The 20,293-nt window shown below is 64.0% G+C and carries 12 protein-coding genes and 1 pseudogene; 6 read left to right on the top strand and 7 right to left on the bottom strand.

Features of this window, described 5'->3' with window-relative positions; genetic code table 11:
• Window positions 1–28: 28 nt before the first annotated feature.
• Window positions 29–1,189: a beta propeller repeat protein gene (locus CHB90_RS01695; RefSeq protein ID WP_089276185.1), complete on the top strand. Its 1,161-nt coding sequence runs from the start codon at window positions 29–31 to the stop codon at window positions 1,187–1,189.
• Between the two features lie 127 nt (window positions 1,190–1,316).
• Here CHB90_RS01695 and CHB90_RS01690 read toward each other — a convergent pair whose 3' ends face one another.
• On the bottom strand, window positions 1,317–3,947 hold the full coding sequence (locus CHB90_RS01690; protein WP_089276115.1) for a hypothetical protein: 2,631 nt from the start codon (window positions 3,945–3,947) through the stop codon (window positions 1,317–1,319).
• A 204-nt stretch (window positions 3,948–4,151) separates the two neighbouring features.
• On the opposite strand from CHB90_RS01690, the gene CHB90_RS01685 reads away from it, so the two are divergent.
• Complete coding sequence (locus tag CHB90_RS01685; protein ID WP_089276184.1) at window positions 4,152–5,444, top strand: O-acetylhomoserine aminocarboxypropyltransferase/cysteine synthase family protein; 1,293 nt, start codon at window positions 4,152–4,154, stop codon at window positions 5,442–5,444.
• A gap of 55 nt (window positions 5,445–5,499) precedes the next feature.
• Here the strand turns inward: CHB90_RS01685 and CHB90_RS01680 are convergent, their stop codons facing one another.
• Both CHB90_RS01680 and CHB90_RS27515 read right to left on the bottom strand, forming a co-directional pair.
• The gene (locus tag CHB90_RS01680; RefSeq protein ID WP_089276114.1) at window positions 5,500–5,889 is read right to left on the bottom strand and encodes an SIMPL domain-containing protein; all 390 of its coding nucleotides are present in this window, start codon (window positions 5,887–5,889) and stop codon (window positions 5,500–5,502) included.
• 23 nt (window positions 5,890–5,912) lie between these two features.
• A pseudogene (locus CHB90_RS27515) lies at window positions 5,913–6,194 on the bottom strand (SIMPL domain-containing protein); the annotation flags it as partial.
• A 166-nt stretch (window positions 6,195–6,360) separates the two neighbouring features.
• Here CHB90_RS27515 and CHB90_RS01670 point away from each other — a divergent pair.
• Window positions 6,361–9,546, top strand: a complete 3,186-nt coding sequence (locus tag CHB90_RS01670; RefSeq protein ID WP_089276113.1) for a hypothetical protein — start codon at window positions 6,361–6,363, stop codon at window positions 9,544–9,546.
• 78 nt (window positions 9,547–9,624) lie between these two features.
• Here the strand turns inward: CHB90_RS01670 and hppD are convergent, their stop codons facing one another.
• Window positions 9,625–10,722, bottom strand: a complete 1,098-nt coding sequence (gene hppD / locus CHB90_RS01665; RefSeq protein ID WP_089276112.1) for a 4-hydroxyphenylpyruvate dioxygenase — start codon at window positions 10,720–10,722, stop codon at window positions 9,625–9,627.
• 119 nt (window positions 10,723–10,841) lie between these two features.
• Here hppD and CHB90_RS01660 point away from each other — a divergent pair, with 119 nt between their 5' ends.
• Window positions 10,842–11,318, top strand: coding sequence for an Lrp/AsnC family transcriptional regulator (locus CHB90_RS01660; RefSeq protein ID WP_089276111.1), 477 nt, complete (start codon window positions 10,842–10,844; stop codon window positions 11,316–11,318).
• A gap of 293 nt (window positions 11,319–11,611) precedes the next feature.
• On the opposite strand, the gene CHB90_RS01655 is transcribed toward CHB90_RS01660, so the two are convergent.
• On the bottom strand, window positions 11,612–14,035 hold the full coding sequence (locus CHB90_RS01655) for an ATP-dependent helicase (RefSeq protein ID WP_089276110.1): 2,424 nt from the start codon (window positions 14,033–14,035) through the stop codon (window positions 11,612–11,614).
• An 83-nt stretch (window positions 14,036–14,118) separates the two neighbouring features.
• On the bottom strand, window positions 14,119–14,616 hold the full coding sequence (locus CHB90_RS01650) for a hypothetical protein (protein WP_089276109.1): 498 nt from the start codon (window positions 14,614–14,616) through the stop codon (window positions 14,119–14,121).
• A gap of 123 nt (window positions 14,617–14,739) precedes the next feature.
• Between CHB90_RS01650 and CHB90_RS01645 the strand changes: the two genes are divergently transcribed.
• The gene (locus CHB90_RS01645; protein WP_089276183.1) at window positions 14,740–15,879 is read left to right on the top strand and encodes an alpha-hydroxy acid oxidase; all 1,140 of its coding nucleotides are present in this window, start codon (window positions 14,740–14,742) and stop codon (window positions 15,877–15,879) included.
• Between the two features lie 16 nt (window positions 15,880–15,895).
• Here the strand turns inward: CHB90_RS01645 and CHB90_RS01640 are convergent, their stop codons facing one another.
• On the bottom strand, window positions 15,896–16,339 hold the full coding sequence (locus tag CHB90_RS01640; protein WP_170940961.1) for a BLUF domain-containing protein: 444 nt from the start codon (window positions 16,337–16,339) through the stop codon (window positions 15,896–15,898).
• 260 nt (window positions 16,340–16,599) lie between these two features.
• Between CHB90_RS01640 and pyc the strand changes: the two genes are divergently transcribed.
• Window positions 16,600–20,043, top strand: coding sequence for a pyruvate carboxylase (pyc, locus tag CHB90_RS01635; RefSeq protein ID WP_089276107.1), 3,444 nt, complete (start codon window positions 16,600–16,602; stop codon window positions 20,041–20,043).
• The last annotated feature ends 250 nt before the right edge of the window (window positions 20,044–20,293 follow it).

Genomic DNA, 20,293 nt, shown 5'->3' with positions numbered 1-20,293 from the left:
GCCCTTGCGATCAGAACGAGGTGATTTCATGTCGGATATTGTCACGGTACTTGCGGGCACCACCAAGGGATTGTTCCTGCTTCGCTCAGATGCGGCGCGGGCCGACTGGACAGTCAGCGGGCCGCTTTGCGAAGGCTGGACGATCAACCATGCGATTGGCGATCCCGAGACCGGCGCGCTTTGGGCCGCGGGCGGCGGCGAATTTCACGGGGCTGGCGTGTGGCGATCGACCGATGGCGGCGAAAGCTGGGCTTTGACCAAGCTGGCTGACGGCACCATGGACGAATGGATCCGCAATGATCCGGACACGGCGGCTTTTTTCGGGGCGGACCCGCAACCACCCGCCCCCTTCAGTGGGCGGGTGGAGTCGATCTGGTCGCTGGGCCGGGCCAACGGCAGGCTGTACGCCGGGGCCAAACCCGCGACGCTTTTTGTCAGTGAAACCGGCGGCGAGACCTGGGAGGCGGTCGAGAGCCTGACCGATCATCCGTCATCGGACAGTTGGAACCCCGGCGCGGCCGGTCTGACCCTGCACACCATCGTGGCGAACCCGACCGACCCGGACAAGATGTGGCTGGGGATTTCGGCGGCGGGGGTCTTTGCCACCGAGGACGGCGGGCAAAGCTGGGACCGGCGCAACCGGCTGTCCAACGCCGAGGCCTGCGGCCATCACCCCCACCCGGCGGCCCCGAGGGACGGTGAGACCGGGCATTGCGTCCACAACCTGGTGCGCGCCGGAGGGGACGGCGACCTGTTGTACCAGCAAAATCACCACGGGGTCTGGCGCTCATCCGATGGTGGGCGCAGTTGGGATGATATCACCGAGGGGTTGCCCTCGACCTTTGGGTTTCCGGTGGCGGTGCATCCTGATCAGGCGGGGACGCTGTGGGTGCTGCCGCTGAACGGGGACAGTGCCGGGCGGTTCCCGCCCGACGCCTCGGCGGTGGTCTGGCGGTCGCGGGATGGGGGCGATAGCTGGGAGGCGTGCCGGGAGGGGCTGCCGCAGGCGCATTGCTTTTTCACCGTGCTGAGGCAGGCGATGGCCACGGATCGGACCGCCGCGCCGGGGGTTTATTTCGGGACAAATTCGGGGTCGATCTTTGCCAGCCTTGACGAGGGCGACAGCTGGTCCGAAATCGCGCGGCATCTGCCGACGGTCTTGTGTGTGGAGACGGTGACGGCGGGGTGATCCTGCCTTTGTCCACGCGTGGACAGAAGTCGGCCCCATAAAAATCAATGCGTTACAGAGACGTTTTTACCTTTGGGTAACGATTGGCCGGGTCGGGCGCACCGCCTGGACCGGCCATTTCCGGGACTCACTTCAGCGTATAGCAGGCCGGATCAGAGGCGCAGCGCCCGATGGCGGCGCGCAGGGCAGAGGTCTTGCCGTCCTGATATTGGTTGTACCCGGCAGGCAGCATGTCGTGGCGCTCAAGCTGATGCTGGTACAGTTCGAACACCCGCCCGCCAGAGGAAAAATCGCTGGTGACGTTGTCCAGCCGGTCGTAGTGGGCCAGCCAGATCCGCTCGGCCTCGGCGTTGCGACCCAGCGCGGCCAGCGCCAGCCCACGATAGAAATCGGCCTGATCCGTGTAAGTGCTTGTGAACCGCGCCACCTCCAGCAGCGCGTTTTCCGGCTGATCCGCCATCAACAGCAGGCGCACATACCAATCTCTGTCATAGCTTTGAAATCCCGTCATCCGAAGCGACTTTTGATAGTCGGCGAGCCGCTTTTGCGGCGCATCCCTATGGGCATCCGACCGGGTGCGATAGGCTTTGACGGCTTCGGCTGTCAGCAGCCATCCGGTGTCGATCGCGCGTGTACACTGCTCTATCGTGTCGTCCTGATAATATTGGCACTCTGCCATCGCGGCCTTGGCGTGCTCTCGGCGCGCGGTGTCATAATATAGCGGCCCCTCAGGCAGATTTACGACATAGGACAGGCCAAACGCCTCACTGTAGTCGCCATAGCCGATCTGACCGGACATCACGCAGTCGGTGGCGGCAGCGCAGGCCGCAAGGGCCGCGCGCGATCCGGCACCGAACTTGCCGTCAATCGCGCCTGTGTAGAAGCCTGCCTTTTGCAGAAACCGTTGCAGGTCTTGGGCGCTGGTATCGGTTTCGTCCTGGTCTTCTACAAAGATCGCCCCCATCCAAGCCTCGACCGCCTCATCCGCGCGCCCGAGGCGGGCAAGGATGTTGCCGCGCACCACCTCTGTTTCGCGACTGAAGAACGATTGAAAATGAGCGGTCAGGGCGCGCACCGCGTCCACATCTTCGAGCGCGCCCGCATAGTCGCCTTTGTGATAGCGAATCGCGGCCCGGTTTCGAAACAGGTTATAGTCCGGGGCCACCGCATTGATCGCACGGGTCAAGACGGCGTCAGCCTCTTCATAGGCGTCGATTGCGGCGTATTGGACGGTCAGAAAATTCGCGATTTGCGTGCGTTCCTCTGCGTCGAACGCACCCTCCTGCAACATCGCCTCACACATATGGATGTTCATTTCCGGCTGGCCCTGATTGCAACTGCCTTGCCCGTCCGGTTCACCCAATGCCACCAGAAGACTGCTGGAGGCGCTGCGGCTGAGATCCAGCGAAGTGTCGGAGACCGGCACCGGCAACAGCTCTGGCGCGGTATCCGCACCCGGCGGCAGGCAGTCCGCCTCAAAGCTGCACCGTTGCACGGCGATGCGGGTCAGCGTTGTGTACCTCCCGTCGGCCGTCTGATCCAAGTGCCCGCTGCTGGCCAAAGCCTCTTGCCAGGCGCGGATCAGGCTTTCGCTTGTCCCGTCGTCTGACAACAGGCCATCCCAGACCTGAAACGCGGTGTTCACCTTGTCCGCAGAGCGTTCGAACAGGCCCAGCCGGGCAAAGAATCTGTCGGGCGGGGCAGAGGTGGCCCCTATGGCAGCGCGCATTTCCAGCGCCGCATCCGCGTGCTGCCCAAGGGCGTCAAGCGCCAGCGCGCGGTTTTCCAGCAGAACCGGCGTGTCCGGGCGCAGCGCCAGCGCGGCCTGAAACGCCTCATGCGCGGCAAAGGCGTCTCCGGTGGCAAGAAACGCCGCCCCGATGGCGTTTTGCAGCGCCGCCGCCTCATTGTCCCCCCAGTCGCGCGCGGCCAGTGCGGCCCGGCACACGCGCAGGATCTGGTCCCAGCCGTCCGCGTCGGTACAGCGCTGTGACCCGTCCTGCGGCGGCGCGGCGTTGACGACCGCAACAGGCAGGTCGCTGGTGTCTGCTGCGGCCAGTTTTGCCAACAGGGTTTCGGCGGTCCGGACAGAGGGGCAATTGCGGTAAGTCTGGACATGCAGCCGCAGTTCCTGCGCGCCCAACGGGCGGACCCGATCAAGATGGGCGTCGGCCCCGGCGCAGGGGGCGGAATTGACAATGCCAAGCGCCGACAGTTCATCGGTGTCAAACACATACATGTCGTCCGCCGGGGTCAGCAGCATCTTGTTGACCACAGCCCCGTTCACGCCAAATTCGTCGTAGGCCGCCATGATATCCGCCAGCGCCACCTGCCCCGAACGGAGGCTGTCGCTGGCCGAGGCCAGTTGATGCACGCCAAGCGCTCCTTGCACCGCACGCTCTGCCCCGGCGAAAAACAGGTAAGAGCAGGCCGAGAAACAGACAGCGCCGTCGGGGATCAGCGTCCGCAACCCTTCCTCATGCACCACATAGGACATTGTCAGCGCCGAGTGGACCGATCCGCCGCGACTGGACAGCGACAGTTGCGTGACATGGGGAAAGGATTTGAGCGCGCGGCTCAGCATGACCGGCGTGCGGATGTCGATGTCATCGACCAGTGACAGGAGATGCGGTGTGTCGGTGTCGTAAATGATCGGGTAAAACTCGGTTTCCTTTTCTGCCGCTGCAAGCTGCGCGCAGATCGTGAAGACGACGCAAAGAGTGATTGTCGAATAGCGGAAACCTGCGGGACAACGCATATCAATTCGCCTTTAGATCGGTTCCGGGGGGGGTGCGGAAATTGCGCCGGAACAGGGTTTATACTGCATCAAATCGCGCGAAATCTCAATGAAATTGCCCTGGCTTGGCTTGGCTTGGCCTGGCCGGTTCTTGTCGAACCCGTCTGGAAGAACGGCTTTCAATCCCCTACTGCTGGACGCATCAGATTTCAGGGAGAGACCATCATGACACAGGAAGAGCCCAGCTACGGCTTTGACACGCTTCAGATCCACGCAGGCGCGCGGCCCGATCCCGCCACCGGCGCGCGGCAGGTGCCGATCTATCAGACCACGGCCTATGTGTTCCGCGATGCCGAACACGCCGCCGCGTTGTTCAACCTGCAAGAGGTCGGATACATCTATTCGCGCCTGACCAACCCCACCGTGGCGGCCTTGCAGGAACGGGTTGCGGTGCTGGAGGGCGGCGTGGGCGCTGTCTGCTGTTCGTCAGGTCACGCGGCGCAGATCATGGCGCTGTTCCCGCTGATGGCACCGGGACTGAACGTGGTGGTGTCGACGCGGCTGTACGGCGGCTCGATCACCCAGTTCAGCCAGACCATCAAGCGGTTCGGCTGGTCCGCCACCTTTGTCGATTTTGACGATCTGGACGCGGTGGCGGCGGCGATTGATGACAACACCCGCGCGGTGTTTTGCGAGAGCATCGCCAACCCGGGCGGCTATATCACCGACTTGGATGCGATTGCCGCGATTGCCGACAAGGCGGGTCTGCCGCTGATCGTCGACAACACCTCGGCCACGCCCTACCTGTGTCGCCCGATTGATCATGGCGCGACGCTGGTGGTGCATTCGATGACCAAGTACCTGACCGGCAACGGCACCGTGACCGGCGGAGTGGTGGTGGATTCGGGCAAGTTCGACTGGTCCGCCAGTGACAAGTTCCCGTCGCTGTCCGCGCCGGAACCTGCCTATCACGGGCTGAAGTTCCACGAGACGTTTGGCCCGCTGGCGTTCACCTTTCACGGCATCGCCATCGGGTTGCGCGACCTTGGCATGACGCTGAACCCGCAGGCGGCGCACTACACGCTGATGGGCATCGAGACGCTGAGCCTGCGGATGGATCGCCACGTCGAGAACGCGATGAAAATCGCCGCCTGGCTGGAGGGACATGACGCGGTGGCGGGTGTGACCTATGCCGGGCTGCCCTCGTCGCCCTACAACGACCGGGTGGCGCGGATCTGCCCGAAGGGCGCGGGTGGTCTGTTCACCGTGGCGCTGAAGGGCGGCTACGAATCCTGCATCAAGTTTGTCGATGCGCTGGAAATCTTTAGCCATGTGGCCAACCTGGGCGACACCCGCAGTCTGGTGATCCACTCGGCCTCGACCACGCACCGGCAGTTGTCGGAAGAGCAGCAGGTTGCGGCGGGTGCGGCCCCCAACGTGGTGCGCATTTCCATCGGGATCGAGGACGCGGACGATCTGATCGCCGACCTTGATCAGGCGCTGAACAAAGCGAAGTGAAACGACAAAGGGCGGGGAAGTCCCCGCCCTTTTACCGACAATGATACCTGCTGGCTCACTCGGCGATGGCAAAGACCATCGTGACCTCGGCGCGCACCTCAAGTTCGCCTGCGGCAACCGGCACGTCCTTGGCGACAACCGCCTCTTCCATCATCATGGCCTCTGCCCCCGCGATGGAGCGCACCAGCGGCTCTGCGTTGTCACGCAGCTCCAGCAGCGGGCCAAGCGTGACACCCGCCGCATCGGCATAGAGTTTGGCCTTGGCCATGGCGTCCGCCACCGCGCGGCGGCGGGCCTCGTCCTCGATCGGGCGCGGCTCCAGGACGCTGAACGACAGGTTGCGCAACTGGTTGGCCCCGTCATCCAGCACCGCCGACAGCAGCGCGCTGATTCCATCAAGGTCACGCACCCGGACGCTGACCGTGTTGGTGGCGTAATAGCCCAAAAGACGTCCTCATTGCGGGTGTTGTCCCAGCGGGTCTGTTCATTGACCCGCAGTTGCGTGGTCTGGATGTCGCGCGTTTCGACCCCAAGTCCCGCAAGCCGGGCAAGAATCGCCTCGACCGCCGTTGACGTGGCGTTCATCGCCTCGACCGCCGTGGGGCCGCGCCCGTCAGCGCCCAAAGTGATCACCGCCATGTCGGGAACCACGGCCAGATAGCCCTCGCCGGAGACGCTCAGGCGGCCCTCGGCCACCGCGCCAAGCGGCCAGGCGAGCGCCAATGCCGTCAAGAATGCCAAAATTCGCATAAATTGCCTCACAATCTGTAGGATTCTGTAATGATTGTCTGCCGAAGTGGCCAAATCGGCAAGGGTGCAACAGCGGCTTTCTTTTCTTCGGCAAAGAGTTGCCTTATATAATTGAGACGCTGCGCTAGGACTCCCGCAGTGATGGCAGGCCTGATAAGAACCGCACATGACACCTAATTTCGCGCTCTCGCTCTCATTCGAAGGCATCGCCCTGCTCCGGCGGATGGGTCCACGTTGGGCCCTGATCGATGATGTCCCGTTGGATCACGACGACTTTGATTCGCAGGTTCTGAACCTGCGCGATCAGGCCGAACGGCTGGATCCGACCGGCGCGCAAGTGGCGCTGATCATTCCGAACGAACAGATCCGCTATCTGGATCAACTCGACCTTGGCGGGGATGAACTCACCCGCGATGTCGCGATCCGCGCCTCGCTGGATGGGGCAACGCCCTATGCGGTGTCGGATCTGAATTTCGACTATGTGGTGAGCGGCGGGCGGCTGCAAGTCGCGGCTGTGGCCAAGGAAACGCTGGACGAGGCACAGAGTTTTGCCCGCGAACACGGGTTTGAGCCGGTCTGTTTTCTGGCGAAAGCGCCCGAGGGCGGATTTGACGGGCCGGTGTTCTTTGGCAAGGCGACCAACTGGGGCCGCGTGGTGACGCGCCCGTCCCGCGCAATCGAGATTGTCCCGGCGGATGAGGCCGCGCTGCGCCCCCTGCCCAAGCCGGAACTTGCAAACGCGCCTGCGCCGAAACCGGCCAAACAGCCAGTGCCTGAACCCGATGTTCAGGAAGACGTTGTTGAGGAACCCGATGTTCAGGAACAAAACCCGCCCGCTCCGGCGGACCTCGCACCTGAAAGCCTGACGCCCGAGGCATTGCCCGCTGAGAATGTGGCCGCTGAGACTTTGGCTCCTGAGACTTTGGCTCCTGAACCCGCAGAACCGCCGAAACCCACTCCGCAGCCGGACTTTCACCTGAAGCCGGACCCCGCGCCAGCGGCGCAGGTGCGACCGCAATCGTCGACCGCCGATATTGATGCCGCGCAGCCTGATCCTGCCGCGCCGAAACCGCCCTCCGCGCCGCGTGCCCCGCGTGCGCCAACGGCCCCGCCGACCGCACCGCCGACGGCAAAGCCGCTGGCTGCACCGTCGATGGACGCGCCGCAGGCCGCCCCGAAGCCGTTGGACAAACCGCAAGACAAACCTCTGGTCGCCCCCACTGGCGCTGCTCTCTCTGCGGCGACACCGAAGGCCCCTAACCTGCCGCCCGCCGCGCCCGTCGCCGCACGGCCCGGTCCCGGGGCCGAAACCAACACGCCCCCGGCGTTTTCGACAATCCGCGCCGGGCGCAGCCTGCCCGGAGGCTCCGTCCCCGCCCTGACCGGAGAGTTCAAACCCAGGTTCACACCTGTCAGCCCGCGCGGCTCTGGGATGCCGGAGCCTGCCGATCCGTCCCCCGCCGATAGCAAACCGTCTGGCAAGACCGGCTTTTTCGCAACGCCGACCGCCTCGGCCCTGCTGGCGCAGGCCGCCGCCGCCGTCGAGGCAACAGAAGCCGCCGCAACCGCACAGCCAAACACAAAGGCAGGGCCAAAGGCCGGGACAAAATCGGGCGCAAAGCCGCCAGCGGAGACGAAACCCGCCGCTGGCGCGGCTCCGAAACGCACCGAGCTGCCGCCGCGACTGAAAGCCATAGCAAAGGCCAAGGCCAAGGCCCCTGCGAAATCCGGGCTCAAGGCGTTGCCCAAGACCGCTGCGGCCCGCGCTGCCGGTCTCGCCGCAGCCCCGTCACGCAAACCCAAGGCCGACGAGGTGATCGCGCCGCCCGTGGCCGCGCGTGAGGCGGACCCGATCCCGGCACCGGCGCGCAAAGGCGCCCGGCCCAACCCACTGGCCAAGCTGGCCGCCCTGCGCGGACCACGCCCCAACGCCGAAATCGGCGGTCCGGCCTTTGCAACCGGCGGCGCGGCTGCGGCCACGGCGTCCCCCGGCCATGCCATGTTCGGATCGTCGAACGAACGGGACCGGATGACCGTCTTTGGCGCGCGCGACCGCGAGGCCACCGGCGGCAAGCCGCGGTACCTGGGCCTGTTGCTGACCGCCTTGCTGTTGCTGTTCCTTGCCGGTGTCGCGGCCTGGGCCTCGGTCTTTCTGGACGAAGGTCTGGCACGACTGTTTCGGTCCAATGACGACGCACCGGCCAGCGCGGTCGCGTCGCTTCCGGATGGCGCGGACACCGGTGTTGTGCTCGAATCCGCCTCGCCGGCGGTTGTGTCACCGCCGGTTGCCTCCTTGCGGCCGGTCGCCCGGCCTGCCGACGGCGTGCGGCTGGCGGCGCTGGACACGCCCGAAGTCACAGACACGCCTCCCGTCGCCCCGCTGTCGGTGCCGATCGACCCGCGCCAGTTGACCACCGAAGAGGCCGCCGCAACCTACGCCGCCACCGGCATCTGGCAGCGTGCCCCGGTCAAGCCGATGACGCCGCCCGCCGACGGGGTCGAGGACATCTATGCCGCCTCGATTGATCCCAGCATCCAGATTTTCGACGCTGTCGCCCTGCCCGACGCCAAGGAACTGGAGCGCGAGGCCGCCCTGGCAGACCCCGGCCTGCCGCCGCCTGCCGGGCTGACCTTTGATTTCGACCAGCGCGACGTTGTACGCGCGACCCCCGAAGGCGCGCTGACCCCGGACGGGCTGCGCATCTTTACCGGCCGCCCGCCGGTCATCCCGCCGTTGCGGGGCGACAATACCTCGGCCGCGCCGGAGCCGGACGCGCCAGATGGCACAGCCCCAGTGCCGCGCCTGCGGCCACAGGCCCGCCCAAGCGACATCATCGAACAGCGTGAGCGCAGCCAGTTGCGCGGCATCACGCGCACGGAACTGGCCAGCATCCGGCCGACCATGCGGCCAAAGACCGTGCAGGAGCAGGCTGAACTGGATACGCCCGAGGCGACAGATCAGGCGGTTGCGCGGTCCCTGGTGCCGGTGGGCCGCCCGCGCAACATGGACGCCATCGTCGACCGGGCCGACCGCAGCATCGCGCCCAGCCCGGTGGTGCAGACCGCCGCCGCCGTCTCCCCCCGCACGGTCGCGCCCAGCATTCCGTCCAGCACCAGCGTCGCCCGCTCTGCCACGCTGGAAAACGCGATCAACCTGAAAAAGATCAACCTGATCGGCGTCTATGGCACTTCCGACAACCGCCGCGCACTGGTGCGTCTGGCCAATGGAAAATACCAGAAGGTCAAGGTTGGAGATCGGCTGGACGGCGGTCAGGTGACCGCAATCGGCGATGAGGATCTGCGCTATTCCAAGGGCAGCCAGAACCTGACGCTCAAGATGCCGCGCGGCTGAACAGCCCCGACGTCAGACACGAAAAACCCCACCGGAGGCCCGGTGGGGTTTTGTGTTTTGCGCGTTTGAGCCCTGCGGTCAGGCCGCGCCGTCCAGCTCACCGCTGTTGACCTGCTCCTGTTCGATGGATTCGAAGAGCGCCTTGAAGTTGCCCTCACCAAAGCCGTCATCGCCCTTGCGCTGGATGAACTCGAAAAAGATCGGCCCGATCACGGTCTTTGAGAAGATCTGCAACAGGATGCGGGTTTCGCCGCCGTCCACCACACCCTCGCCGTCGATCAGGATGCCGTGCTTTTTCATCCTGTCGATCGGCTCTTCGTGGCCCTGCACCCGGTCATAGGACATGTCGTAGTAGGTGTCCGGCGGGCCGGGCATGAACTTGACGCCCTTCTCGGCGATCTGGTCAGTGGCGGCATAGATATCCCGCGCACCCACGGCGATGTGCTGGATGCCCTCTCCATTGTACTTTTTCAGATAGGCAACGATCTGGCCCTTTTCACCGCGATCCTCATTGATCGGGATGCGGATGCGGCCACAAGGCGAGGTCAGCGCGCGCGACAGCAGCCCGGTGAATTTGCCCTCGATGTCGAAAAAGCGGATCTCGCGGAAATTGAACAGGGTGCCGTAAAACTGGAACCACTTGTCCATGTTGCCCTTGAAGACGTTGTGAGTCAGGTGATCGAGGTAGTAAAAGCCGACAACGCGCGGCTTGGACTGTTCGATCCAGTCAAATTCGGCGTTGTAGGGCGAGGTGTCATAATACTGGTCGGTGAAATAGATCAGGCTGCCGCCGATGCCCTTGATCGCGGGCCAGTCGACGGTCTTGTCGGCACCTTCATAGGGTTCGGCGCCCTTGGCGACCGCGTGGTCAAAGGCGTGCTGCGCATCGACCACACGCCATGCCATCGAGGGGGCGCAGGGCCCGTGCTCTGCCACGAATTTGGAGGCAAAGCTGTCCGGTTCGGCGTTCAGCACATAAGTGATGTCGCCCTGCTGCCAAAGCTCAACCTGTTTGGTCTTGTGGTTGGCGACATGGGCATAGCCCATGCGGGTAAAGAGATCGCGCAGCTCCTGCGGCTCTGGGCTGGCGTATTCGACAAATTCAAACCCGTCCGTGCCGGCGGGGTTCTCTTCGGTGATCGTGGCCTGCGGGGCGTCGTGCGGGAAGGGTCCCATGCGTCTCTCCTGCTGTGAATGCTTTGAGTTCAATGTACCTTTACCAAGGCGCGGAGTTCGCGCATTATCGGCCTTGATTGACCAAAGTACGCGCAGTACCCGCCGAGAAAGGTGATTTCATGCAGGAAAAACGCGCCGACCTGGATACCATTGATATTGCCCTGTTGGACGCGGTGCAGCGCGACGGACAGGCGACGGCACAGGATCTGAGCGCCGCCCTGAACCTTTCCGCCAGCCAAGCGGGCCGGCGGCGACAGCGTCTCGAAGAGGCCGGCGTCATCCGTGGCTATCGCGCGCGGCTTGACCCGGAAAAGCTGGGACTGGACGTGCAGGCATTTGTCCAGGTGCAACTGGCGCGACACGGCGCAAAGGAAGGCACGGACTTCGCGCGCCTGCTGCGCGTCCGCCCCGAAATCATCTCTGCCTGGACCATGACCGGCGAGGCGGATTACCTCTTGCGGATCTATTGCCCGGATTTGTCGGCGCTGAACATGCTGATCCACGACGTCTTGCTTGCCCATCCGGTGGTGGCCCGCGTGCATTCGCAAATTGTCATGGATCAGCCCAAGGCCGACGCGCCTTTGCCGGTTGGATGACAGGGGGCTCTGCCCCCTCGGCCTTTGGCCTCACCCCCGGGATATTTCAGGCCAGAAGAAACGCGACAGTTAGAAAAACCCGCCTCCGAAGAGGCGGGCGAAGCGCAAGGCTTCTCCTGGCGCGGTCATCGGCGTCCCCGCCTGTACCGCAGACCAACATTGCGGCAAATTGGTTAACCAAGTGTTTCTTCTGGCTTGAAATATCCCGGGGGAGTCGCGGAGCGACGGGGGCAGAGCCCCCTACCCGGTGTTTTGTCTCATATTGCCCTGGAGGCGCGCCCATTTCTCCTTGGTCAGAAAGGCACATCGTCCGCAGTGTGGATGAACCGGGCGACCACCTTCTTGGTTCCGGCTTTCTCGAACGCAATCTCCAACTTGTCGCCCTCGATGCCGAGAATCGCGCCATAGCCGAATTTCTGGTGGAACACGCGGTCGCCCACTGTATGGGCCGACACGGCCTCCAGGTCGATCACCTGGGTACGGCTTTCACTGGGCTGGCTGACCGGACGCTGGCCCTGCCGTTGCTGCAAGCGTTTCCAGCCCGGTGAGTTGTAGACATTCGCCTCGGCCGCACGCTTCTCGACCCCCGATGAGTATCCGCCCGTGGCAGCGGAGGCCGCCGCGCCGTAGCCGCCGCCGTAAAGGCCAGGGGGTGTCAGCACGTTAACATGTTCCTCGGGCAGTTCGTCGACAAAGCGCGAAGGCAACTGCGATTGCCACTGGCCAAACACGCGGCGGTTGCCGGCAAAACTGATGGTGCAGACTTCTTCGGCACGGGTGATGCCGACATAGGCCAGCCGCCGTTCCTCTTCGAGGCCCTTGACGCCGCTTTCATCCATGCTGCGCTGCGACGGGAACAGCCCGTCTTCCCAGCCCGGCAGGAAGACCACGGGAAATTCCAGCCCCTTGGCCGCGTGCAGGGTCATGATCGACACCTTGGCCCCGGCCTCATCCTTTTCATTGTCCATGACCAGCGCGACATGTTCGAGGAAGCCCTGAAGGTTCTCAAAGCTTTCCAGTGCCTTGACCAGTTCCTTGAGGTTTTCCAGACGGCCGGGGGCCTCTGGTGTCTTGTCGTTCTGCCACATGCCGGTGTAGCCGCTTTCGTCCAGCACGATCTCAGCCAGTTCCATGTGGCTGACGTCCTTGTCGCCGGTCATGCGGCCCCACCGGGCAAGGCCCACGATCAGTTCACCCAGCGCCTTGGCGCCCTTGCCTTTGATTGCGCCCTGTTCGACCGCCAGCGCCGCGCCATCGACCAATGAAACGCCGTTTTCTCGGGCGATGCGCTGGATGGTCTGTTGCGCCTTGTCGCCAAGGCCGCGCTTGGGCGTGTTGACGACCCGTTCAAATGCCAGATCGTCGGTGGGCGACACGACGAGGCGGAAATAGGCCATGGCATCGCGGATCTCCATCCGCTCATAGAAACGCGGGCCGCCGATGACGCGGTAGGGCAGACCGATGGTCAGAAAGCGGTCCTCGAACGCGCGCATCTGGTGGCTGGCGCGCACGAGAATGGCCATTTCGTCCAGCGAATAGGGCCGCATCCCGCGGGTGCCGCCCTGCATCGATTCGATTTCCTCACCGATCCAGCGGGCCTCTTCCTCACCGTCCCAATGGCCGATCAGGCGCAGTTTTTCACCCTCCTGGGCCTCTGTCCACAGTTCCTTGCCCAACCGTCCGGTGTTGCCCCGGATCACACCGGAGGCAGCGGCGAGGATATGCGGCGTCGAGCGATAGTTCTGTTCCAGCCGCACCACATGCGCGCCGGGAAAATCCTTTTCGAACCGCAGGATATTGCCCACCTCTGCGCCGCGCCAGCCATAGATCGACTGATCGTCATCGCCGACGCAGCAGATGTTCTTGTGCTGTGACGCCAGCAGGCGCAGCCAGAGATACTGCGCCACGTTGGTGTCCTGATATTCGTCCACCAGGATGTAGCGGAACCAGCGTTGATATTGCGCAAGGATGTCCGGGTGGGTCTGAAAGATGGTGACCATGTGCATCAGCAGGTCACCGAAATCGACGGCGTTCAGTTCCAGCAGGCGGCGCTGATAGGCGGCGTAAAGCTCTGGCCCGCGATGATTGTAGGCACCGCCGTCCGCTGCGGGCACCTTGTCCGGGGTCAGGGCCCGGTTTTTCCAACCTTCGATGATATTGGCCAGTTGCCGCGCGGGCCATCGTTTGTCGTCGATGCCTGCCGCCTGCACCAACTGCTTGAGCAAGCGCAACTGGTCGTCGGTGTCGAGAATGGTGAAGTTGGATTTGAGGTGCGGGCCGGGCGGCGCGTCAGCCCCCTCAACCACGGCGTCGGTGTCGCTGTCGCTGTCGGCGGTGATCAATTCGGCGTGGCGGCGCAACTGCTTGACGCAGATCGAGTGGAAGGTGCCCAGCCACGGCATGCCCTCAACGGTCTGACCCAGCATCCGGCCCACGCGCAGCTTCATCTCGCGCGCGGCCTTGTTGGTGAAGGTGACAGAGAGAATTTCATTGGGCCGGGCGCGGCCGGTGTTCAGCAGGTGGACCACCCGCGCGGTCAGCGCCTTGGTCTTGCCGGTGCCCGCCCCCGCCAGCATCAGGACCGGGCCATCCAGCACCTCGACCGCCTGTCGTTGGGCCGGGTTCAGCTCATCCAGATAGGGGGCGGGGCGCGCCGCCATGGCGCGCGCCGAAAGCGAGGATGCCTCGAAGGCATCGAATTCGTCGAAACTGCTCATGGCGGCAATCTAGCGCCATCGGGCGGTCAGGGGAAGGGCGCGTTCGCCCTATGTTCACCCCTTGTGCGACGATTTTTCAACTGTCAGGCCGGGACGGCCACGCCGGGGTGCGCCGCTGGTTTGCGCCGCGTTGTGGAAAAGACGGGATTGGGCATGGATGGGTCGGCCGCCGGGGCCTGCGGCACGCTGTCCGCGCGGGCCGGTGTCAACTTGCACGCGGCCCGTCCCGCCAGCGAGGCCTGCGCCATGCGCGATACGACGCGCGGAGAGACCCGCCCATCCAGCACGCAATGCAGCGTGGTCACCGCGTCAGAGTACAGATCCGTGATCTCTGTCACGTCGCGGGCCAGGAGAATGGTGACCAGCCGCGGATTGCGCCGTTCGGCCAGCGCAGTCAGGCTGACAATCCGCTCTGTCCCGCAATCGGCGTCAATCACCAGCACATCGACCACCGCCCGGCGCAGACAGGTCTCAGCCACCGCAAAGCTGCCCGATCCAGTGACATGGATGCCCGTTTCCAGAAAGGCGATCTGGCTGCGTTCAAGGCGTGTGGGATCAAGGTCGACAATCATCGCGTGCATGGGATGTCCTTTTCTATCGCTGAGGACCAACTTCCGCCAAGGCGCTTAAAATATGTTGAAGATTTGTCGAGAATGCCGGTTAGGTCGCTTGCGTCCCGCAATGATCCCGCGCCAGATGGCATCATGGATCTTCACAGCCGCTATTTGACCGTCGCCGATCTGCGCCGCGCCGCGCGCAGGCGGGTTCCGCATTTTGCCTGGGCCTATCTGGACACGGCCACCGGGACCGAGGCCAGCGCCCGTCGCAACCGCACAGGCCTGGACAATGTCCTGTTCACACCGTCGATCCTGCATGGAGAGGTGGCACCAGACCTGTCGGTGGACCTGTTCGGCGAGACCCACCCCCTGCCCTTTGGCGTGGCCCCGGTGGGCCAGTCCGGGTTGCTGTGGCCCGGCGCGGAACGGTTGCTGGCGCGTGAAGCGACCAAGGCCGATCTGCCCTATGCGCTGTCCATGGTCGCCAACGCCACACCGGAGGAGGTTGGCCCCGAAACCGGCGGCAAAGGCTGGTTTCAGCTGTACCCGCCGCGCGACATCGACATGCGCCGGGACATGCTGGCGCGGGTCAAGGACAGCGGGTTCAAGGTGCTGGTGCTGACTGTCGATGTGCCCGTCGCCGCGCGGCGCGAAAAACAGGTTCAGGGCGGGTTGGTGCAACCGCCGCGCATCACGCCGCGCATCGCGCTGCAATGCGCGCTGCGCCCGGCATGGTCGCAGGCACGGATGCGCGCCGGGATGCCTCGGATGAAAACGCTGGACCGCTATTCGCAGGACAATGCCCCCCTCGATCCCACCGCCCACATCGGCTATCTGCTGCGCACCGCGCCGGACTGGGACTATCTGCGCTGGCTGCGGGACGCCTGGGACGGGCCGCTGGTGGTCAAAGGAGTGCTGCGCCCCGACGATGCCGCGCGGATGCAGGCCGAAGGCGTCGATGCGATCTGGGTGTCCAACCACGGCGGCCGACAGTTTGACGCCGCACAAGGGGCGGTGGAGTATCTGCCTGGCGTGCGCGCAGCGACCACGCTGCCGGTGATCTTTGACAGCGGGATCGAAGGCGGACTGGACATGTTGCGCGCCATCGCTCTGGGGGCAGATTTCGTGATGATGGGGCGCGCCTGGCACTACGCGGTCTGCGCCCTGGGCGACCGTGGCCCTGCCCATCTGATCGACATGCTGCGCCGGGACCTGGTGTCTTGCATCGGGCAGTTGGGCGTTGCGCGTCCAGCCGATCTGCGCGGGATGGCGTTGACCGCAGGCTAGAGGAGGCCAATCCGGTTCACACCCCGGTCAGCGACCCCAGATCGCGAAACGTCGAAAAGAACGTCCGTACAAAGATCGCCGCGCGTTTGTCCAACGCCTCGATCCGGTCGAGATCCTGCCTGACCGCCTCAAACGCCTTGGCCCCCAGATCGTCATCCCCGCAAAGCGTGTCCGGATTGGCAAAGGCCATGGTCCAGTCGGCAAACAACCGTTCGCGCACCTGGGTAGGTGGCAGGCTCTGGATGCCCCGGTGCAGGTCGTTCAGGGCGATTCGCCCAAAGACGCGATCAACGGCCTCTTCCTCCCCTTCGAGGATCTGAAGGAACGTCCCGTCGTGGTACATCAATAACCCGGTGACGCCATCGCGCCTGTTGTTGCGTCGGGCCGCACCGAGAATCCGCGCAAGATCATCGCGGGTTGCCAGCCTGACAGCAGAACTGAGATAGATCAGCCGTTTCACGCGGTCCTCCATTGATATTGCCCCAAAGTACAAGGCGTTTCCGCGCGACGACGCTAAAGCGATATCCTGAATACAAGCTTTCGAAGCCAGAGATTCTTTGCTGCCCCAAGGGGCATCCGGCCACGCCTTTCGAGGGGTTTGCAAATGCGACCGGCGCAACCGAATAATTTGCAAACACCCCTTGCGCTGCGGCGCGGCACAGCCTCAAAGTAACAAAATTGCGCAAACACGCGTCCGTGCCGAAAAGGGACCCCTGACTCATGGCTGATTTCGAAAAGATCCTGATTGCCAACCGGGGCGAGATCGCGATCCGTATCATGCGGGCCGCAAACGAGATGGGCAAAAAGACGGTCGCCGTCTACGCCGAAGAGGACAAGCTGGGCCTGCACCGCTTCAAGGCGGATGAGGCGTATCGCATCGGCGAGGGGCTGGGTCCGGTTCAGGCCTATCTGTCGATCCCCGAGATCATCCGCGTGGCCAAGGCCTGCGGCGCGGACGCGATCCATCCGGGCTATGGCCTGCTGTCGGAAAACCCCGATTTCGTGGATGCCTGTACCGAGGCCGGCATCACCTTTATCGGGCCCCGGGCCGAAACCATGCGCGCCCTTGGCGACAAGGCGAGCGCCCGCCGGGTGGCCGTTGAGGCCGGTGTGCCGGTGATCCCCGCCACCGAGGTGCTGGGCGACGATTTCGACGCCATCGCCAAGGAGGCCGAAGAGGTCGGCTATCCCCTGATGCTCAAGGCCAGCTGGGGCGGCGGCGGGCGCGGGATGCGCCCGATCGAAAGCGCCAAGGAACTGAAGGACAAGGTGCTGGAAGGCCGCCGTGAGGCCGAAGCCGCCTTTGGCAATGGCGAGGGCTATCTGGAAAAGATGATCATCCGCGCCCGCCACGTCGAAGTGCAGATCCTGGGCGACCAGCAGGGCAACATCTATCACCTGTATGAGCGCGACTGTTCGGTCCAGCGCCGCAACCAGAAGGTCGTGGAACGCGCCCCCGCTCCCTATCTGTCCGAGGCTCAGCGCGAGGAAATCTGCGAGCTGGGCCGCAAGATCTGCGCCCATGTGAACTATGAATGCGCGGGCACCGTCGAGTTCCTGATGGATATGGACACCGGCAAGTTCTACTTCATCGAGGTGAACCCCCGCGTGCAGGTCGAACATACGGTCACCGAAGAGGTGACCGGCATCGACATCGTGCAGGCGCAAATCCTGATCTCCGAGGGCAAATCGCTGGCCGAGGCCACTGGCAAGGCGTCGCAATACGATGTGCGTCTGACCGGCCACGCGTTGCAGACCCGGATCACGACAGAAGATCCGTCCAACAACTTTATCCCCGATTACGGGCGTATCACCGCGTTCCGCTCGGCCACCGGCATGGGCATCCGTCTGGACGGCGGCACCGCCTATGCGGGCGGCGTCATCACGCGGTATTACGATTCGCTACTGGTCAAGGTCACGGCCAAGGCGCAGACCCCCGAAAAGGCGATCAGCCGGATGGACCGCGCGCTGCGCGAATTCCGCATCCGGGGCGTGACCACCAACATCGAGTTCGTAATCAACCTGCTGAAACACCCGGTGTTCCTGAACAACCAGTACACCACCAAGTTCATCGACACGACGCCGGAACTGTTCGATTTCAAAAAGCGGCGTGACCGGGGCACCAAGGTGCTGACCTATATCGCCGACATCACGGTGAACGGCCACCCGGAGGTGCAGGGCCGCGCGATGCCACACCCGGATCTGAAACCGGCGCGCGCGCCGCAGGTGCCGCTGGACACCCCGCCGCCGGGGACCAAGACCCTGCTGGACGAAAAGGGCCCGCAGGCTGTTGCCGACTGGCTGGCGGCACAGAAACAGGTGCTGATCACCGACACCACCATGCGCGACGGCCACCAGTCCCTGCTGGCCACCCGGATGCGCAGCCACGACATGATCAAGGTGGCCCCGGCCTACGCCCACAAGTTGCCGCAGCTGTTCAGCGTGGAATGCTGGGGCGGCGCCACCTTTGATGTGGCCTATCGCTTTTTGCAGGAATGCCCGTGGCAGCGCCTGCGCGACCTGCGCGCGCGGATGCCCAACCTGATGACCCAGATGCTGCTGCGCGGCGCAAACGGCGTTGGCTATACCAACTACCCCGACAACGTGGTGCAGTTCTTTGTCAAACAGGCGGCAGAGACCGGCGTTGACGTGTTCCGCGTGTTCGACAGCCTGAACTGGGTCGAAAACATGCGCGTCGCGATGGACGCAGTACTGGAGAACAACAAGGTTCTCGAAGGCACGATCTGTTACACCGGCGATATCCTTGACCCGGACCGCGCCAAGTATGACCTGAAATACTATGTCGCCATGGGCAAGGATCTGCGCGATGCGGGCTCGCATGTGCTGGGCCTCAAGGACATGGCCGGATTGCTCAAACCCAACGCGGCGGCGATGCTGGTCAAGACGCTGAAAGAAGAGGTCGGCCTGCCGATCCACTTCCACACGCATGACACATCCGGCGCAGCCATCGCCACCATCATGGAGGCAGCGCGCGCAGGCGTGGACGCAGTGGATGCGGCAATGGACGCGCTGTCGGGCAACACCTCGCAGCCAACGCTGGGATCGGTGGTCGAGGGCTTGCGGTTCACCGAACGCGACACCGGGCTGGACATTGCCGCCATCCGCGAGATTTCCAACTACTGGGAGGCGGTGCGCGGCCAGTACGCGGCGTTCGAAAGCGGCATGCAGGCGCCCGCGTCCGAGGTCTATCTGCATGAGATGCCGGGCGGCCAATTCACCAACCTCAAGGCGCAGGCGCGTTCTCTGGGGCTGGAGGAACGCTGGCACGAGGTGGCGCAGACCTATGCGGACGTGAACCAGATGTTCGGCGATATCGTCAAGGTCACGCCATCGTCCAAGGTGGTGGGCGACATGGCGCTGATGATGGTCAGTCAGGGCCTGACCCGCACCGATGTCGAAGACCCGTCAAAGGATCTGTCCTTCCCCGAATCCGTCATCGACATGATGAAGGGCAACCTGGGCCAGCCTCCGGGTGGATGGCCCAAGAAGATCCAGAAAAAGATCCTCAAGGACGAAAAGGCCTTTACCGATCGTCCGGGGCTCAAGGCCGCGCCGATCGACATCGACCAGGCGCGCAAGGATCTGGCAGCCAAGTTCGAGGATACCGTCTTTGACGATGAGGATCTGAACGGCTACCTGATGTATCCCAAGGTCTTTACCGACTACGCGGCGCGGCATGAAACCTATGGGCCGGTGCGCACCCTGCCGACGCGGGCGTTCTTTTACGGGATGGAACCGGGCGAAGAGATCACCGCAGAAATCGACCCCGGCAAGACGCTGGAAATCCGATTGCAGGCGGTGGGCGAGACGCAGGAAGACGGCGACGTAAAGGTGTTCTTTGAACTGAACGGCCAGCCGCGCACCATCCGCGTGCCCAACCGCGATGCCAAGGCCAAGACCGTCGCCCGCCCCAAGGCGGAACTGGGTAATCCCAACCAGATCGGCGCCCCGATGCCCGGGGTTGTCGCCACCGTTGCGGTTTCTGTCGGGCAGGCGGTCAAGGACGGCGACCTGCTGCTGACCATCGAGGCGATGAAGATGGAAACCGGCCTGCACGCCGAGCGGGACGGCACGGTCAAGGCGGTGCATGTGACGCCCGGCGGGCAGATCGACGCCAAGGATCTGCTGATCGAGCTGGAATGACACCGGCGGTCGGCCCCGGAGATTCCGGGGCCGACCGCTCCTGACCTTTTTTATGAATTTCCTCCCGAAACCTGTTGTTATTGCGCTAAAAATCATCGGCGCCACCCCACCAGCACAGTGGCACAACAGTCCGCGCGGGAGCGATCCGCCTCCCTGTGAATAACCTTCCTTTTTTCCAGATATGACACGACGTTGCGGGCGGCCGTTGGGGCAGTTATGCTACCCCTCGCTGCCATTCCAGAATCGGGAA

Origin of the sequence: Antarctobacter heliothermus (genome assembly GCF_900188425.1) — a bacterium.
Taxonomy (GTDB): domain Bacteria; phylum Pseudomonadota; class Alphaproteobacteria; order Rhodobacterales; family Rhodobacteraceae; genus Antarctobacter; species Antarctobacter heliothermus.
This window is presented reverse-complemented; position numbering and strand designations above follow the sequence as displayed.

Coding starts and splice junctions, on each gene's coding strand:
- CHB90_RS01660 (WP_089276111.1), top strand. CDS start 10,842: ATGCAGGAAAAACGCGCCGACCTGGATACCATTGATATTGCCCTGTTG.
- CHB90_RS01685 (WP_089276184.1), top strand. CDS start 4,152: ATGACACAGGAAGAGCCCAGCTACGGCTTTGACACGCTTCAGATCCAC.
- CHB90_RS01695 (WP_089276185.1), top strand. CDS start 29: ATGTCGGATATTGTCACGGTACTTGCGGGCACCACCAAGGGATTGTTC.
- CHB90_RS01655 (WP_089276110.1), bottom strand. CDS start 14,035: ATGAGCAGTTTCGACGAATTCGATGCCTTCGAGGCATCCTCGCTTTCG.
- CHB90_RS01690 (WP_089276115.1), bottom strand. CDS start 3,947: ATGCGTTGTCCCGCAGGTTTCCGCTATTCGACAATCACTCTTTGCGTC.
- CHB90_RS01670 (WP_089276113.1), top strand. CDS start 6,361: ATGACACCTAATTTCGCGCTCTCGCTCTCATTCGAAGGCATCGCCCTG.
- CHB90_RS01645 (WP_089276183.1), top strand. CDS start 14,740: ATGGATCTTCACAGCCGCTATTTGACCGTCGCCGATCTGCGCCGCGCC.
- pyc (WP_089276107.1), top strand. CDS start 16,600: ATGGCTGATTTCGAAAAGATCCTGATTGCCAACCGGGGCGAGATCGCG.
- CHB90_RS01650 (WP_089276109.1), bottom strand. CDS start 14,616: ATGCACGCGATGATTGTCGACCTTGATCCCACACGCCTTGAACGCAGC.
- hppD (WP_089276112.1), bottom strand. CDS start 10,722: ATGGGACCCTTCCCGCACGACGCCCCGCAGGCCACGATCACCGAAGAG.